This is a genomic window from Burkholderia sp. BCC1208, assembly GCF_902833095.1.
GTDB lineage: Bacteria > Pseudomonadota > Gammaproteobacteria > Burkholderiales > Burkholderiaceae > Burkholderia.
Genome location: NZ_CADFDY010000017.1, coordinates 51,662 through 66,969, shown reverse-complemented (window position 1 = coordinate 66,969; position 15,308 = coordinate 51,662). Strand labels below are relative to the sequence as shown.

The window sequence follows — 15,308 nt, the reverse complement described above, 5'->3', positions numbered from 1 at the left end:
CCGCCCACCGCCCGCCGCCTGCCGCCCGCCGTCGGCTGCCCGCCGCCCGCCGCCGGCTGCTCACCGCCCGCCGCTCGCCGCACGACGCACGACGCACGACGCCGTTGCGTCGGGCCGATTTCCCGCGTCTTCCGCGCCCGTCGTTTCGCCGTTCCCCCGCATGACGCCGCTGCCGTCCTGCTTGCCGCCGCCGCTTCGCGCATGCGCCGCCCGGACCGTTTTTTCGCCGCGCCGTGCATCGTTCCGCCCCCCGATCCGGCTTGGTTTGCGGCGCTCGCCCGATTCCCCGAAATACCCCCCTTTCCCGGCTTTGCTCGACCGATCGGCGTTTGATGCCTCCATGAATAATCGGTGTCACTGGAAAGCGGCATTCCGCCGTACCCGACCGGAGGCCCCGTGGCAGACGAGAGCGATCTCGACAAGACCGAAGCCGCCACTCCCAGGCGCCGCGAGAAGGCGCGCGAGGAGGGGCAGGTCGCGCGTTCGCGCGAACTGGCTTCGTTCGCACTGCTCGCGGCGGGGTTCTACGGCGCATGGCTGCTCGCGGGCCCGTCGGGCGGGCATCTGCAAGCGATGCTGCGCGGCGCGTTCACGTTCGATCGCGCGACCGCGTTCGACACCAACCGGATGCTGTCGGCGGCCGGCAGCGCGAGCCTCGAAGGCTTCGCCGCGCTGCTGCCGCTGCTCGCGCTCACCGGCGTCGCCGCGCTGCTCGCGCCGATGGCGCTCGGCGGCTGGCTGATTTCGCAAAAGACGTTCGAGCTGAAGTTCGACCGCCTGAACCCGATCTCGGGCCTCGGCCGGATCTTCTCGATCCAGGGGCCGATCCAGCTCGGGATGTCGGTCGCGAAGACGCTGGTCGTCGGCGGGATCGGCGGCATCGCGATCTGGCGCAGCAAGGACGAACTGCTCGGTCTCGCGACGCAGCCGCTCGGCGCCGCGCTGCCCGATGCGCTGCATCTGGTCGCCGTGTGCTGCGGCACGACGGTCGCCGGGATGTTGGTGGTCGCCGGGCTCGACGTGCCTTACCAACTCTGGCAGTACAACAAGAAGTTGCGCATGACGAAGGAAGAAGTGAAGCGCGAGCATCGCGAGAACGAAGGCGATCCGCACGTGAAGGGACGAATCCGCCAGCAGCAGCGCGCGATCGCGCGCCGCCGGATGATGGCGGCCGTGCCGAAGGCCGACGTGGTCGTCACGAACCCGACGCACTTCGCGGTCGCGCTGCAATACACGGACGGCGAGATGCGGGCGCCGAAGGTCGTCGCCAAGGGCGTGAACCTCGTCGCCGCGCGCATCCGCGAACTCGCGGCCGAGCACAACGTGCCGCTGCTCGAGGCGCCGCCGCTCGCGCGTGTGCTGTATCACAACGTCGAAATCGAACGCGAGATTCCCGGCTCGCTGTACTCGGCCGTCGCCGAAGTGCTCGCATGGGTGTACCAGCTCAAGCGCTTCCGTTCGGAAGGCGGCGCGTTCCCCGCGGTGCCGGTCGATCTCGACGTGCCGGCCGATCTCGACAAGGGCACGTCGGTGGCCGCCGACGATGAACGCGAGGAAGCCGAGGACACGCTCGGCACGCAAGGCACGCAAGGAGCTTCCGCATGAGCACCCCGACCGGCCTGTTCGCGAAGCGCCCGAACCCGTTCGCGGGCACGAATCTGCGCGCGCTCGCGGGCCCGATCCTCATCTGCATGATCCTGGGGATGATGATCCTGCCGCTGCCGCCGATGCTGCTGGATCTGCTGTTCACGTTCAACATCGCGCTGTCCGTGATGGTGCTGCTCGTCAGCATGTACACGATGAAGCCGCTCGATTTCGCGGCGTTCCCGAGCGTGCTGCTGTTCTCGACGCTGTTGCGCCTGTCGCTGAACGTCGCGTCGACGCGCGTCGTGCTGCTCGAAGGGCACACCGGCCCGGACGCGGCCGGCCAGGTGATCGAGGCGTTCGGCCACTTCCTCGTCGGCGGCAACTTCGCGGTCGGCATCGTGGTGTTCGTGATCCTGATGATCATCAACTTCATGGTGATCACGAAGGGCGCGGGGCGGATCGCCGAAGTATCCGCGCGCTTCACGCTCGACGCGATGCCCGGCAAACAGATGGCGATCGACGCCGACCTGAACGCGGGCCTCATCAACGAGGAACAGGCGCGCAAGCGGCGCCTTGCGGTATCGCAGGAAGCCGAGTTCTACGGGTCGATGGACGGCGCGTCGAAGTTCGTGCGCGGCGACGCGATCGCCGGCCTGATCATCATGGCGATCAACGTGATCGGCGGGCTGATCGTCGGGATGGTCCAGCACGACATGAGCTTCGCGGCGGCCGGCACCAACTACACGTTGCTGACGATCGGCGACGGCCTGGTCGCGCAGATCCCGTCGCTCGTGATCTCGACCGCGGCCGGCGTGATCGTGTCGCGCGTCGCGACCGACGAGGACATCGGCACGCAGATCACCGGCCAGTTGTTCACGAACCCGCGCGTGCTGAACATCACCGGCGCGATCATCGTGCTGATGGGGCTGATCCCCGGGATGCCGCACTTCGCGTTCCTCGCGCTCGGCGGCGGCGCGATCTGGCTGGCGCGCACGCTGACCCAGCGCGCGGCGGCCCGCAAGGCGGCCGGCGACGTGACCGACATCGCCCCGCCCGCCGTGCTGCCGGCCGACAGCCACGAAGCGACCTGGGACGACGTGCAGCTGATCGATCCGCTCGGCCTGGAAGTCGGCTACCGGCTGATTCCGCTCGTCGACAAGAACAGCGACGGCGAGCTGCTCAAGCGCATCAAGAGCATCCGCAAGAAATTCGCGCAGGAAATCGGCTTCCTGCCGCCGGTGATCCATATCCGCGACAACCTCGAACTGCGTCCGAACGCGTACCGGATCGCGCTGAAGGGCGTCGAGATCGGCGTCGGCGAAGTGTTCCCGGGCCAGTGGCTCGCGATCAACCCGGGCCAGGTCACGGCCGCGCTGCCGGGCGCCGTCACGCAGGATCCCGCGTTCGGGCTGCCGGCCGTGTGGATCGACGTCGCGATGCGCGAGCAGGCGCAGGTGTACGGCTACACGGTGGTCGACGCGAGCACGGTCGTCGCGACGCACCTGAACCATCTGGTCGTCCAGCACGCGGCCGAGCTGCTCGGCCGCCAGGAAGTGCAGGCGCTCGTCGAGCGCACCGGCAAGGATGCGCCGTCGCTCGTCGAGGACCTCGTGCCGAAGACGATCTCGCTCACCACGCTGCAGAAGGTGCTGCAGAACCTGCTCGAGGAAGGCGTGCCGATCCGCGACATGCGCACGATCCTCGAGGCCGTGTCCGAGCATGCGGGCCGCGGCGACGCGTACGAGATCACGGCCGCGGTGCGGCTCTCGCTCGGCCGCGCGATCACGCAGCAGTGGTATCCGGGCGCCGGCGAAATGCAGGTGATGGGCCTCGACGCGAATCTGGAGCGCGTGCTGTCGCAGGCGCTCGCCACCGGCGCGAACCCGGGCCTCGAGCCTGGCCTCGCGCACAACCTTCTGACCGGCACGCAGCAAGCGATGCTGCGTCAACAGAATCTCGGGCTGCCGCCCGTGCTGCTCGTGCAGCACGCGCTGCGCGCGATGCTCGCGCGTTTCCTGCGCCGCAGCCTGCCGCAATTGAAAGTGCTGTCGTATGCCGAAGTGCCGGACACACGCACGATCAAAGTCGTTAACGTCATCGGGGGTTCCGCTTGAACATTCGCAAATTCACCGGCGCAACGAGCCGCGACGCACTTCGTCTCGTGCGCGAGGCGCTCGGCGCCGACGCGGTCGTGCTGTCGAACCGCACGCTCGATGACGGCAGTGTGGAAATCGTTGCACTCGCCGATTCGGATCTCGCCGCGGTGGCGCCGCCGGCCGCGCGTCCGCGCCTCGCGACGTCGCGTCTGCCGGAGTCCGTGCCGGCCGCCGCCGTGCAGGGCATCGTGTCGCGCCCGGGCAGTGCGCCGCGCCCGGCCGTCAATCCGTATGCGGCGGGCGCGGGCGGCCTGCCGGACGTGTTCTCGTCCGTGTTCGGCGCGAGCGCCGACGCGCAAGAGCTCGACGTGCATGCTTCGTCGATCGATGCGGACGAGCCGGCAGCAGCGTCGTCGATCGCCGCGCCTGCCGCTGGTACGCCGGCCGCCGGGGCGCCGGCCGCCCCTTCCGAACCCGCGCCGTGGCTGGTCGAGCACGCGAAGCGCCTGATGCAGCAGCGCGACGCGCTGATGGCCCGTGCGCAGGCATCTGCCGAGCCGCGGGCGAGCGCGCCCGCGCCGCAAGCGGCGGCCGGCGCGACGCCGCTCGACTGGGCGCGCGACATCGTGCGCGACGCCGAACGCCGGATGCCGGCCGCCGGAGCGCCAGCCGCCGGAGCGCCGGCCGCCGCCGCTAACCGCGCCCCCGACACGGGCGCCGCGTACGCCGCCAAGGCGACGGAGCGCACGCGCCTGTCCGCCGACACGGCCGCCGCAGTGGCCGATGCGGTGAAGTCGCGCATCGAGCGGATCGTCAACGACACCGTGATGCAGGAGCTCGGCGAGCTGCGCGGGATGATGGAAGAGCAGTTCGACAGCCTGATGTGGCACGATCGCCAGCGTCGCAGCGCCGTCCACGGTGCGCTGACGAAGCACCTGTTCTCGGCCGGCTTCTCCGCGCAGCTCGTGCGGATGCTGGTCGACAACCTGCCGTCCGGCGACGGCGCGCAGACCTTCGAGCAGGCCGCCGAATGGGCGCAGTCGGTGCTCGCGTCGAACCTGCCGGTGCTCGACAGCGAGGACGCGCTGATGGAGCGCGGCGGCGTGTTCGCGCTGATGGGGCCGACGGGAGTCGGCAAGACGACCACCACCGCGAAGCTGGCGGCGCGCTGCGTGATGCGCTTCGGCGCGAGCAAGGTCGCGCTGCTGACCACCGACAGCTACCGGATCGGCGGCCACGAGCAACTGCGCATCTTCGGCAAGATTCTCGGCGTGCCGGTTCACGCGGTGAAGGATGCGGGCGACCTCGCGCTCGCGCTGTCCGAGCTGCGCAACAAGCACATCGTGCTGATCGACACGATCGGCATGAGCCAGCGCGACCGCGCGGTGTCCGACCAGATCGCGATGCTGCACGGCGCGAACGCGCCGGTGCAGCGCCTGCTGCTGCTCAACGCGACGAGCCACGGCGACACGCTGAACGAAGTCGTGCAGGCGTACCGCAGCGCGGGCGAGCATCCTGATCTGGCCGGCTGCATCCTCACCAAGCTCGACGAGGCAACTCACCTCGGCGGCGTGCTCGACACGGTGATCCGCTACAAGCTGCCGGTCCACTACGTGTCGACCGGCCAGAAGGTGCCGGAGAACCTGTACGTCGCGTCGACCAAATTCCTGCTGAAGAGCGCGTTCTGTGTGCCGCGCGACGGCTCGCCCTTCGTGCCGCAAGACGAGGACATGCCGACGCTGCTTTCCGCCCTGACCGCACGTTCCACCGCCGAGCTGCACGAGGTGCGATTTGGATAAACGGATCATCGACCAGGCCGAAGGGCTGCGACGCCTGCTGGCCGGGCGCGCGTCGCGCATCGTCGCGGTGACGGGCGGCCCGGTGGGCGTCGGCTGCACGTCCACCGTGGTGAACCTCGCGGCGGCGCTCGCGTCGCTCGGCAAGGACGTGCTCGTCGTCGACGAACGCGCCGACGTGCATTCGGCCAGCGCGACGCTCGCCGGCGCGTGGCTGCGCGACGGCGAACGCACGCGGGTGGCGGCCGGCTTCGGCCTGTGCGGCGCCGCGCGGCTCGCGCGTGCCGGCTACAGCGACGCGCAACTGAGCGACTTCATCGACGGCCCGGCCGACATCGTGCTCGTCGACGCGCAGCTCGGCGCCGACGGATCGTTCTCGGCGCTCGCGCGCGAAGCCCACGACGTGCTGATCGTCACGCGGGTCGCCGCGCAGGCGATCACCGAGGCGTATGCGTGCATGAAGCGGCTGCATTTCGCGCACGCGCTCGCACAATTCCGCGTGCTGACCAATCAGGTCGGCAGCCACGCGGACGCGAAGACGGCCTTCGACAACCTCGCAGGCGTCGCGAGCCGCTACCTGACCGTGTCGATCGCCGACGCGGGCTGCGTGAGCGCCGATCCGCTCGTCGAGCACGCCCGAGAACTGATGCATGCGGTGGTCGATGCGTTTCCGTCGTCGGCTGCCGCGCGCGATTACCGGCAGATTGCCGCCGACCTGTTGTACTGGCCGATGCGCCCGCGTTCGGGTGCGGGCCGCGCAGTCCACGCCGGCGGCAAGCCGTCGTATGAGGCGGGCGCGGCACACGCCGCGTGAGCGCCACCCGAAGGAGGGAGCCATGATGTACAACGCTCAAGGAAAGATGTCCCAGGCCGACGTGCTCGCGCAATACGCGCCGCTCGTGCGTCGCCTCGGGCTGCAGCTCGTCGCGAAGATGCCGGCGAGCGTCGATCTCGACGACCTGATCCAGGCCGGCATGATCGGACTGATGGACGCGGCCGGCCGCTACAAGGAAGACCAGGGCGCGCAGTTCGAGACCTACGCGACGCAGCGCATCCGCGGCGCGATGCTCGACGAGCTGCGCAGCAACGACTGGCTGCCGCGCAGCCTGCGCAAGACGTCGCGCGAGGTCGAGCACGCGGTGCACCAGGTCGAGCAGCACCTCGGCCGCTCGGCGAGCGAGACCGAGATCGCGCAGCACCTGAACATGCCGCTCGACGAATACCAGGGGATGCTGCAGGACCTGCACGGCAGCCAGCTCATCTACTACGAGGATTTCGACCGCGCGGCCGACGACGAGCCGTTCCTCGACCGTTATCGCGTCGATCATGCCGATCCGCTGTCGGCGCTGCTCGACGACCATCTGCGCGAGGCGCTCGTCGAGGCGATCGAGCGGCTGCCGGAGCGCGAGAAGCTGCTGATGTCGCTGTACTACGAACGGGGTCTGAATCTGCGCGAGATCGGCGCGGTGCTCGAGGTGAGCGAATCGCGCGTGTGCCAGTTGCACAGCCAGGCCGTTGCGCGCCTGCGTGCGCGGCTGCGCGAACAGGCGTGGGTCGGCGCCGAGTCCTGACCCTTTACCGCGGCCGCGCGCGCCGACGCCGCGCGCCTGTGCCGCGGTTGCGCGGCGCTTGCGCATTTCGCGCGCCGATTTGCTACAATCCCCTCCGTTTTCCGAGGAGCGTTGCGACGGACCATCCAGCGTCCGCCAGGCTCGGAAGGCTTCACCAAGCAGCCGTGCAGCGGTTTTTTCGCGCCGGCCCCGCTTCCTGAACGGCGCTCACGTCACCAATCTAGAAACTTTTTAGAAAGGAGGGCGTGATGAACGCCATTATCGATTCCAAGGCTTCCCACGATTACGTCGTCGCCGACATGGCGCTGGCCGGCTGGGGCCGCAAGGAACTGAACATCGCCGAGACCGAAATGCCGGGCCTCGTGCAGATCCGCGACGAATACAAGGCGCAGCAGCCGCTGAAGGGCGCGCGCATCGCCGGTTCGCTGCACATGACGATCCAGACGGGCGTGCTGATCGAGACGCTGAAGGCGCTCGGCGCGGACGTCCGCTGGGCGTCGTGCAACATCTTCTCGACCCAGGATCACGCCGCGGCCGCGATCGTCGAAGCCGGCACGCCGGTGTTCGCGTTCAAGGGCGAATCGCTCGACGAATACTGGGAGTTCTCGCACCGCATCTTCGAATGGCCGAACGGCGAATTCGCGAACATGATCCTCGACGACGGCGGCGACGCAACGCTGCTGCTGATCCTCGGCTCGAAGGCCGAGCAGGACCGTTCGGTGATCGCGAAGCCGACCAACGAGGAAGAAGTCGCGCTGTACAAGTCGATCGCGGCGCACCTCGACGTCGACGCGAACTGGTACTCGAAGCGCCTCGCGCACATCAAGGGCGTGACCGAAGAAACCACGACCGGCGTGCACCGCCTGTACCAGATGGAAAAGGACGGCCGCCTGCCGTTCCCGGCGTTCAACGTGAACGATTCGGTCACGAAGTCGAAGTTCGACAACCTGTACGGCTGCCGCGAGTCGCTCGTCGACGGCATCAAGCGCGCGACCGACGTGATGATCGCGGGCAAGGTCGCGGTCGTCGCGGGCTACGGCGACGTGGGCAAGGGTTGCGCGCAGTCGCTGCGCGGCCTGGGCGCGACCGTGTGGGTCACCGAAATCGATCCGATCTGCGCGCTGCAGGCGGCGATGGAAGGCTACCGCGTCGTGACGATGGAATACGCGGCGGACAAGGCCGACATCTTCGTGACGGCGACCGGCAACTACCACGTGATCAACCACGATCACATGAAGGCGATGCGTCACAACGCGATCGTCTGCAACATCGGCCACTTCGACTCGGAAATCGACGTCGCGTCGACCCGCCAGTACCAGTGGGAAAACATCAAGCCGCAGGTCGACCACATCATCTTCCCGGACGGCAAGCGCGTGATCCTGCTGGCGGAAGGCCGCCTCGTGAACCTCGGCTGCGCGACCGGCCATCCGTCGTTCGTGATGTCGAACTCGTTCGCGAACCAGACGCTCGCGCAGATCGAGCTGTTCGTGCGCGGCAACGAGTACGAGAACAAGGTGTACGTGCTGCCGAAGCATCTCGATGAAAAGGTCGCGCGCCTGCACCTCGCGCGCATCGGCGCGAACCTGTCGGTGCTGTCGGACGAGCAGGCTTCGTACATCGGCGTGCAGAAGGACGGCCCGTTCAAGCCGAACCACTACCGCTACTGATGCGCGGCCGCCGCCGTGTCGTGCGCGCCCGTGGCGGGCGCACGGCGCGGCGGCGCTCCCCGATCGTACCGATCGACAACCGAACCGGAGCCCTCCATGAGCCTCATCCTCACCTGGGTCATCAACGCGCTCGCGTTGCTGATCATCACGTACCTCGTGCCGTCGATCCACATCAAGAGCTTCGGCACCGCGCTGATCATCGCGGTCGTGCTCGGGCTGATCAACACGGTGATCCGGCCGGTGCTGATCCTGCTGACGCTGCCCGTCACGATCGTCACGCTCGGGGTGTTCATCCTCGTCGTGAACGCGCTGTGCTTCTGGTTCGCGTCGTCGCTGCTGAAGGGCTTCGAGGTGTCGGGGTTCTGGTCCGCGTTCTTCGGTTCGATCCTGTACAGCATCGTGTCGTGGCTGCTGTCCGCCCTGATCTTCGGCCAGCGCGACATCGGCTGAGGGCGGGCGGGTTGAGGCCCAACCCCATCGAATCATGAAACCGATCGAACTCTCGTTTGAATTCTTCCCGCCGAAGACGGCGGACGGCGTCGAAAAGCTGCGCGCCACGCGCGCGCAGCTGCTGCCGCTGAAGCCGAAATTCGTCTCCGTGACGTTCGGCGCCGGCGGATCGACGCAGCAGGGCACGCTCGACACCGTGCTCGACATGCAGAAGGACGGCCTCGAGGCCGCCCCGCACCTGTCGTGCATCGGCTCGTCGCGCGACAGCCTGCGCGCGATTCTCGACCAGTACCGCTCGCACGGCATCCGGCACATCGTCGCGCTGCGCGGCGACCTGCCGTCGGGGATGGGCGCGGTCGGCGAGCTGCGCTATGCGTCCGAGCTCGTCAGCTTCATCCGCGCCGAGCATGGCGACTGGTTCCACATCGAGGTCGCGGGCTATCCGGAGTACCACCCGCAATCGCGCTCGCCGAAAGCCGATCTCGAGAATTTCGCGCGCAAGGTGAAAGCCGGCGCGAATTCCGCGATCACGCAGTACTTCTTCAACGCGGACGCGTATTTCCGCTTCGTCGACGATGCGCGCAAGCTGGGTGTGGACGTGCCGATCGTGCCGGGCATCATGCCGATCACGAACTTCTCGCAGCTGATGCGCTTCTCCGAGATGTGCGGCGCCGAAGTGCCGCGCTGGGTCGCGCGCCGGCTCGAGAGCTTCGGCGACGATCGCGAGTCGATCCGTGCGTTCGGCGCGGACGTCGTCACGAGCCTGTGCCAGCGCCTGATCGACGCGGGCGTGCCGGGGCTGCACTTCTACACGCTGAACGCGGCGGTCGCGACGCGCACGATCTGCGAACGGCTCGCGGTGTAAGCGCCGTCACGCGGTTGTATGCTTAAAAGCCCTGCCGGTTCGTGCCGGCGGGGCTTTTTTATCGTGAAGCGTGACGCGCGGCGAAAACGTGCGCGCGTCAGCGCTGCGCCTGCATCAGCGGCGGGCGGCGGTCGAACCACGGCCGCGCCTGTTCGAGCTGCCGCGCGAGCCGGAGCAGCAACGCTTCGTCGGCGTGGCGCGCGGCGAACTGCACGCCGATCGGCAGCCCGCGCGCATTCCAGTACAGCGGCACCGACATCGCCGGCTGGCCGGTCAGGTTGAACAGCTCGGTGCAGCCGGCCCAGGCGAACGCCTTCTCCGACGACTTCGCGAGCATTTCCTTCAGCAGCGGCTTCACCGGCAGCGCGGCGAGCAGCTTCATCTGCGCGGATTCGAACGGCGTCGGCTGCAATTCGCCGATCTTCACCGGCGGCCCGGCGAGCGACGCGCACAGGATCGCGTCGTAGCGCGACACGAGACCGGCGACCTGCACGGTGAGCTGGCGCTGCCATTCGAGCACGTCGGGCAGCCGCGTGCGCGCAAGGCGGCGGCCGACCACGGCCATCGCCCACGTCGCGGCCTCGAATTCGCCGCGCCGCGGCGTGCGGCCGGTCAGTTCGCGCGCGCCCAGCACCATTTCCTCGGCGATCGTCGCCCACAGCGTCAGGAAGGTTTCGGCCGCGCGCGCGTAGTCGATTTGCAGCGTCGCCGGCTCGACGTGGTGGCCGAGCGATTCGAGCAGCGCGGCTGCGTCGTCGAGCGCCGCGCGCGTGTCGTCGGCGAGCGCCGGCGCGAGCATCGGATCGACGACGAGGCCGATCCGCAGCGGGCCGGGCGGCGTATCGAGCGCGCCGAGGAAGGTGCCGGGCGCGCCGGGCGGCAGGGTCTGGCCGGTCGTCACGTCGAGCAGCAGCGCACTGTCGCGCACGCTGCGCGACACCGCGTGCTGGACGACGAGTTCGCCGTTCGACGGCAGGTCGACGAGCACCGGGTTGCGGCTCGGCTTCAGGCCGAACAGCCCGCAGCACGACGCCGGAATGCGGATCGAGCCGCCGCCGTCGGACGCATGCGCGAGCGGCACGATGCCGGCCGCGACGGCGGCCGCCGCGCCCCCGCTCGAACCGCCGGGCGTGTGATCGAGGTTCCACGGGTTGCGGCACGCACCGAACAGTTCCGGTTCCGTGTACGGCATCTGGCCGATCTCGGACGTGTTGGTTTTGCCGAACACGTTGAGGCCCGCCGCGCGGCTGCGCGCGATCACCGGAGAATCGTCGGCCGGCACGAAGTAACGGTAGTGCCGGCTGCCCATCGACAGCGGCAGCCCGGCGACCGCCGCGCCGAGATCCTTGACGAGATACGGTACGCCCGCGAACGGCGCGTCGGCGCCCGGCTCGGGCGCGGCCGCCGCACGCGCGCGCGCGGCTTCGTAGTCCTGCAGCACGATCGCGTTGATCGCGCCGTTGACCGCTTCGGCCTGACCGATCGCGGCGTCGAGCAGTTCGCGCGGGCTGGCGTGGCGGTCGCGCACGAGCGCGGCGAGGCCGATTGCGTCGTGCGCGAGATAGTCCGAGTGCATCGCGGTTACCCCCGTGTGACTCGTGGCGATGATGCGAGCATAACGCGGGCCCGGCGTGGCGGGCCCGCGTTATGCCTTTTTAAAGGTGCTCGGCGAGGAAGGTCAACGTGCGGCCGTGCGCGAGCGCCGCCGCGCGCTGGTTGTACGAGGCGCGGTCCGTGCAGTTGAAGCCGTGCTCGGCGCCCGGGTAGACGTGAAACGACGCATCGCCGTGGCCGGCGAACGCGGCCTTCACCTGGTCGACGGCGGTGAGTGGAATGCCGTGGTCGTTTTCCGCGTAGTGGAACAGGATCGGCTGCGTGATCTGGGCGGCGAGATCGAGTGCGTTCTGGATGCCGCCGCCGTAATAGGCGACCGCCGCGTCGAGCTTGCCGGTCGCCGCCGCGCGGTACGCGATCTGGCCGCCGAAGCAGTAGCCGATCGCGGCGAGCTTGCCGCTCACTTCGGGGCGTGCGCGCAACGCGTCGGCCGCCGCGCCGATGTCCGCGACCGCGAGACCCACGTCGGTCTTCTTCATCAGCTCGATGCCCTTGTCGCGATCCGCGCCCTCGTAGGTCAGCTCGACGCGCGGCTGCGTGCGCCAGAACACGTCGGGCGCGAGCGCGACGAAGCCGTCGGCCGCGTACTGGTCGGCGACCGCACGGATGTGCGAGTTCACGCCGAAGATCTCCTGGATGATGATGACGGCAGGGCCCTTGCCGCGCTTGGGCAGTGCGAGATAGCCGCCGAAGCTGTCGTTACCGGTCGGGATGTCGATCCATTGGGCAGTCACGTTCTGAACTCCTGGCGTGCGGGGTGCGCGAGGCGCCCCGCGGGTAAAAAGAGGGCGGCCTAGTGTGCCACCAATCGTGCTGTGGTGCAGCGCGCGCGACCGCTTCTCGCGCAGCGATCGTTTCGATCTCGATTATTCATTTTTCGGCGCCGCGCCGCTTCGATAGAGTCGATGTGTCGGCCTTTACAAAGCGCTTTCGCGCATCGTCATCGAAGGATTCGCCATGTCTTCCCGCTCGTTTTCCACGCCCTTTTCCGAACGCTTCGGTTTGCGCCTGCCGCTCGTGCAGGCGCCGATGGTCGGCGCGACCACGACCGCGATGGTCACGGCCGCGTCGAATGCCGGTGCGCTCGGCAGCCTCGGTGCCGGCGCGCTCGCGCCCGAGCGCCTCGCGGCCGAAGTCGCCGCAATTCGCGCGGCGACCGATCGCCCGTTCGCGATCAACCTGTTCGTGCTGCCCGACGTCGCGCCCGATGCGGCGACGCTCGCGCGCGCACTGGCGGCGATCGACCCGCTGAACGCGACGCTCGGCTTGCCGCCGGGCACGGCGCCGGCGCGCTACGCGCCCGATTTCCGCGCGCAGCTCGATGCGCTCGTCGCGCTGCGCGTGCCGGTCGCGAGCTTCACGTTCGGCGTGCTCGACGCGGCCGACGTCGCGCGCCTGAAAGCCGTCGGCACTTATGTGATCGGCACCGCGACGCACGTGGCCGAAGGGCTCGCGTGGCAGGCGGCCGGCGCCGACGCGCTGTCCGCGCAGGGCGCCGAGGCGGGCGGCCATCGCGGCACCTTCATCGGTTGCGCTGACGATGCGCTGATCGGCACGTTCGCGCTCGTCCCCCAGCTCGCCGACGCGACGGGCTTGCCCGTGCTCGCCGCGGGGGGGATCATGGACGGCCGTGGCATCGCGGCCGCGCTCGCGCTCGGCGCGCAGGGCGCGCAACTCGGCACCGCGTTCCTCACGTGCGCGGAAAGCGCGATCGCGGCAGACTGGAAGGCGCGGCTGCTCGCGAGCGCCGATACGTCGACGCAGGTCACGCGCGCGATCACCGGCCGTCATGCACGCGGGCTGCGCAACACGCTGATGGCGCGGCTCGGCGAGCACGTGGCCGACGCCGCACCGTATCCGGTGCAGAATGCGCTGACCCAGCCGCTGCGCCAGGCCGCCGCGCGCGCGAACGACGGCGACTATCTGTCGCTGTGGGCCGGACAGGGCGCGCCGCTCGCGCGGCGGCGCGGCGATGCGCTGACGACGTCGCAGCTGGTCGCCGCGCTCGACGCGGAATGGCGTGCATCGGCCGCCTGAACGCTGCTTCATCCGCCGCAACCATCGATATCGGGCGGCGAAACGCGCGTGGTGTCACGCGCGTTTCATTCAATGATCACGGGCATAAAATACCGAATCGAAATGCCCCGTGAATAGGTCGAAACGACCTTTCGAAAGTATGCCGGGAATTAGCGGAAACCCTTATCCGCCGGGGCTTGCAGCGTTATTCGAGTCATCCTTCCAAAGCGCGCATATCGGTAGTGTTACCACTACCCCAAAAAAGTCCCACAAATTAATTTGATCACCTACACTTGCGCGCAAGTACGGGCGGGCAGCTGCTAAAAGCGGCGGTTTTCACGTACTTGAGGCCAAGTGCATGAACGATGCAACCGGCGAATCGTCCAGTGATGGCAAACACGGGGATGGCAGCGGGGCACCGGGCGATGGCGTTTTTTGGGACCGAACTGGAGACTTACATGAATATCAAGATGCAAAAGCTGTTGCCGATCACCGCAGCGGCGATGCTGTGTGCTGCAGCTGCAAGCAACGCGTCCGCCGATCAAGTCGTCAAGATCGGCCACGTCGCGCCGTTGACGGGCGGCATTGCACACCTGGGCAAGGACAACGAAAACGGCGCACGTCTCGCGGTCGAGGAAATCAACGCGAAGGGTCTCACGATCGGCGGCCAGAAGATCACGCTGCAACTCGACCCGCAGGATGACGCCGCCGACCCGCGGCAGGCGACGCAGGTTGCGCAGAAGCTCGTCGACGACAAGGTCGTCGCGGTGGTCGGCCACCTGAACTCGGGCACGTCGATCCCGGCCTCGAAGATCTACAGCGATGCCGGCATCGTGCAGATCTCGCCGTCGGCGACCAACCCGGTGTACACGCAGCAAGGCTTCAAGACCACGTACCGCGTGGTGGCGACCGATGCGCAGCAGGGCCCGGCACTGGCGAACTATGCGCACTCGAAGGGCATCAAGAGCGTGGCGGTGGTCGACGATTCGACCGCTTACGGCCAGGGTCTCGCGAACGAATTCGAGAAGAAGGCGAAGGCGCTCGGCCTGAAGGTGATGTCGCATGACGCGACGAACGACAAGGCGGTCGACTTCCGCGCGATTCTGACGAAGATCAAGGGCGAGAACCCGGACGCGATCATGTACGGCGGCATGGACGCCACCGGCGGCCCGTTCGCGAAGCAGGCGAAGCAGCTCGGCCTGCGCGCGAAGATCTTCGCGGGCGACGGCGTGTGCACAGAGAAACTGGCCGACCTGGCCGGCGACGCGACCGACAACATCGTGTGCTCGGAAGCCGGTGCTTCGCTCGAGAAGATGCCGGGCGGCAGCGCGTTCAAGGCGAAGTACGAGAAGCGCTTCGGCCAGCCGATCCAGATCTACGCGCCGTTCACGTATGACGCCGTGTACATCATCGCCGACGCGATGAAGCGCGCGAACTCGACGGACCCGGCGAAGATCCTGGCGGCGATGCCGGCGACGAAATACACGGGCGTGATCGGCACGACGACCTTCGATTCGAAGGGCGACCTGCAGCACGGCGTGATTTCGCTGTACAACTACAAGAGCGGCAAGAAGTCCCTGCTCGACGAAGTGAAGATGTAACGCAACGAGCGGTCGACAGGAGGGTGAAAGCGCGCATGCGGCAAC

12 protein-coding genes, 1 pseudogene and 1 riboswitch are annotated in these 15,308 nt (G+C 68.3%); of the genes and pseudogenes, 11 read left to right on the top strand and 2 right to left on the bottom strand.

The window, feature by feature from the left end; genetic code table 11:
- The 9 genes and pseudogenes from HWX09_RS33475 to metF form a co-directional block, all read left to right on the top strand.
- Positions 1-333 (top strand): annotated as a pseudogene (locus tag HWX09_RS33475) (hypothetical protein); the annotation flags it as partial.
- A 63-nt stretch (positions 334-396) separates the two neighbouring features.
- A complete protein-coding gene (gene flhB / locus HWX09_RS32570; RefSeq protein WP_027783242.1) occupies positions 397-1,605 on the top strand; it encodes a flagellar biosynthesis protein FlhB in 1,209 nt (402 codons plus the stop codon).
- Positions 1,602-3,701: a flagellar biosynthesis protein FlhA gene (gene flhA / locus HWX09_RS32565; RefSeq protein ID WP_027783243.1), complete on the top strand. Its 2,100-nt coding sequence runs from the start codon at positions 1,602-1,604 to the stop codon at positions 3,699-3,701. The genes flhB and flhA overlap by 4 nt, the downstream gene beginning before the upstream one ends.
- On the top strand, positions 3,698-5,482 hold the full coding sequence (gene flhF, locus HWX09_RS32560; protein ID WP_027783244.1) for a flagellar biosynthesis protein FlhF: 1,785 nt from the start codon (positions 3,698-3,700) through the stop codon (positions 5,480-5,482). The genes flhA and flhF overlap by 4 nt, the downstream gene beginning before the upstream one ends.
- Entirely contained in the window at positions 5,475-6,293 is an 819-nt protein-coding gene (locus tag HWX09_RS32555; RefSeq protein WP_027783245.1) for a flagellar biosynthesis protein FlhG, read from the top strand. The genes flhF and HWX09_RS32555 overlap by 8 nt, the downstream gene beginning before the upstream one ends.
- A 22-nt stretch (positions 6,294-6,315) precedes the next feature.
- Positions 6,316-7,050, top strand: a complete 735-nt coding sequence (locus tag HWX09_RS32550; protein ID WP_027783246.1) for an RNA polymerase sigma factor FliA — start codon at positions 6,316-6,318, stop codon at positions 7,048-7,050.
- A 97-nt stretch (positions 7,051-7,147) separates the two neighbouring features.
- Positions 7,148-7,266: riboswitch (S-adenosyl-L-homocysteine riboswitch) on the top strand.
- A gap of 32 nt (positions 7,267-7,298) precedes the next feature.
- The gene (gene ahcY / locus HWX09_RS32545) at positions 7,299-8,717 is read left to right on the top strand and encodes an adenosylhomocysteinase (protein ID WP_027783247.1); all 1,419 of its coding nucleotides are present in this window, start codon (positions 7,299-7,301) and stop codon (positions 8,715-8,717) included.
- Positions 8,718-8,813: 96 nt separating this feature from the next.
- Positions 8,814-9,167, top strand: coding sequence for a phage holin family protein (locus tag HWX09_RS32540; protein ID WP_027783248.1), 354 nt, complete (start codon positions 8,814-8,816; stop codon positions 9,165-9,167).
- A 34-nt stretch (positions 9,168-9,201) separates the two neighbouring features.
- Complete coding sequence (gene metF, locus HWX09_RS32535; RefSeq protein ID WP_027783249.1) at positions 9,202-10,032, top strand: methylenetetrahydrofolate reductase [NAD(P)H]; 831 nt, start codon at positions 9,202-9,204, stop codon at positions 10,030-10,032.
- Between the two features lie 97 nt (positions 10,033-10,129).
- Here metF and HWX09_RS32530 read toward each other — a convergent pair whose 3' ends face one another.
- Together HWX09_RS32530 and HWX09_RS32525 are read right to left on the bottom strand one after the other, a co-directional pair.
- On the bottom strand, positions 10,130-11,608 hold the full coding sequence (locus HWX09_RS32530; protein WP_027783250.1) for an amidase family protein: 1,479 nt from the start codon (positions 11,606-11,608) through the stop codon (positions 10,130-10,132).
- 79 nt (positions 11,609-11,687) lie between these two features.
- A complete protein-coding gene (locus tag HWX09_RS32525) occupies positions 11,688-12,380 on the bottom strand; it encodes a dienelactone hydrolase family protein (protein WP_027783251.1) in 693 nt (230 codons plus the stop codon).
- A gap of 223 nt (positions 12,381-12,603) precedes the next feature.
- On the opposite strand from HWX09_RS32525, the gene HWX09_RS32520 reads away from it, so the two are divergent.
- Positions 12,604-13,683 (top strand): nitronate monooxygenase, encoded by a 1,080-nt coding sequence (locus tag HWX09_RS32520; RefSeq protein ID WP_027783252.1) that lies wholly within the window; start codon positions 12,604-12,606, stop codon positions 13,681-13,683.
- Between the two features lie 437 nt (positions 13,684-14,120).
- Positions 14,121-15,263, top strand: a complete 1,143-nt coding sequence (locus tag HWX09_RS32515) for a branched-chain amino acid ABC transporter substrate-binding protein (protein WP_027783253.1) — start codon at positions 14,121-14,123, stop codon at positions 15,261-15,263.
- Positions 15,264-15,308 lie beyond the last annotated feature (45 nt).

Bases quoted from the DNA above. Each gene is read 5' to 3' on its own strand.
- flhA (WP_027783243.1), top strand. From the start codon at position 1,602: ATGAGCACCCCGACCGGCCTGTTCGCGAAGCGCCCGAACCCGTTCGCG.
- HWX09_RS32550 (WP_027783246.1), top strand. From the start codon at position 6,316: ATGATGTACAACGCTCAAGGAAAGATGTCCCAGGCCGACGTGCTCGCG.
- ahcY (WP_027783247.1), top strand. From the start codon at position 7,299: ATGAACGCCATTATCGATTCCAAGGCTTCCCACGATTACGTCGTCGCC.
- HWX09_RS32540 (WP_027783248.1), top strand. From the start codon at position 8,814: ATGAGCCTCATCCTCACCTGGGTCATCAACGCGCTCGCGTTGCTGATC.
- metF (WP_027783249.1), top strand. From the start codon at position 9,202: ATGAAACCGATCGAACTCTCGTTTGAATTCTTCCCGCCGAAGACGGCG.
- HWX09_RS32530 (WP_027783250.1), bottom strand. From the start codon at position 11,608: ATGCACTCGGACTATCTCGCGCACGACGCAATCGGCCTCGCCGCGCTC.
- HWX09_RS32520 (WP_027783252.1), top strand. From the start codon at position 12,604: ATGTCTTCCCGCTCGTTTTCCACGCCCTTTTCCGAACGCTTCGGTTTG.
- HWX09_RS32515 (WP_027783253.1), top strand. From the start codon at position 14,121: ATGAATATCAAGATGCAAAAGCTGTTGCCGATCACCGCAGCGGCGATG.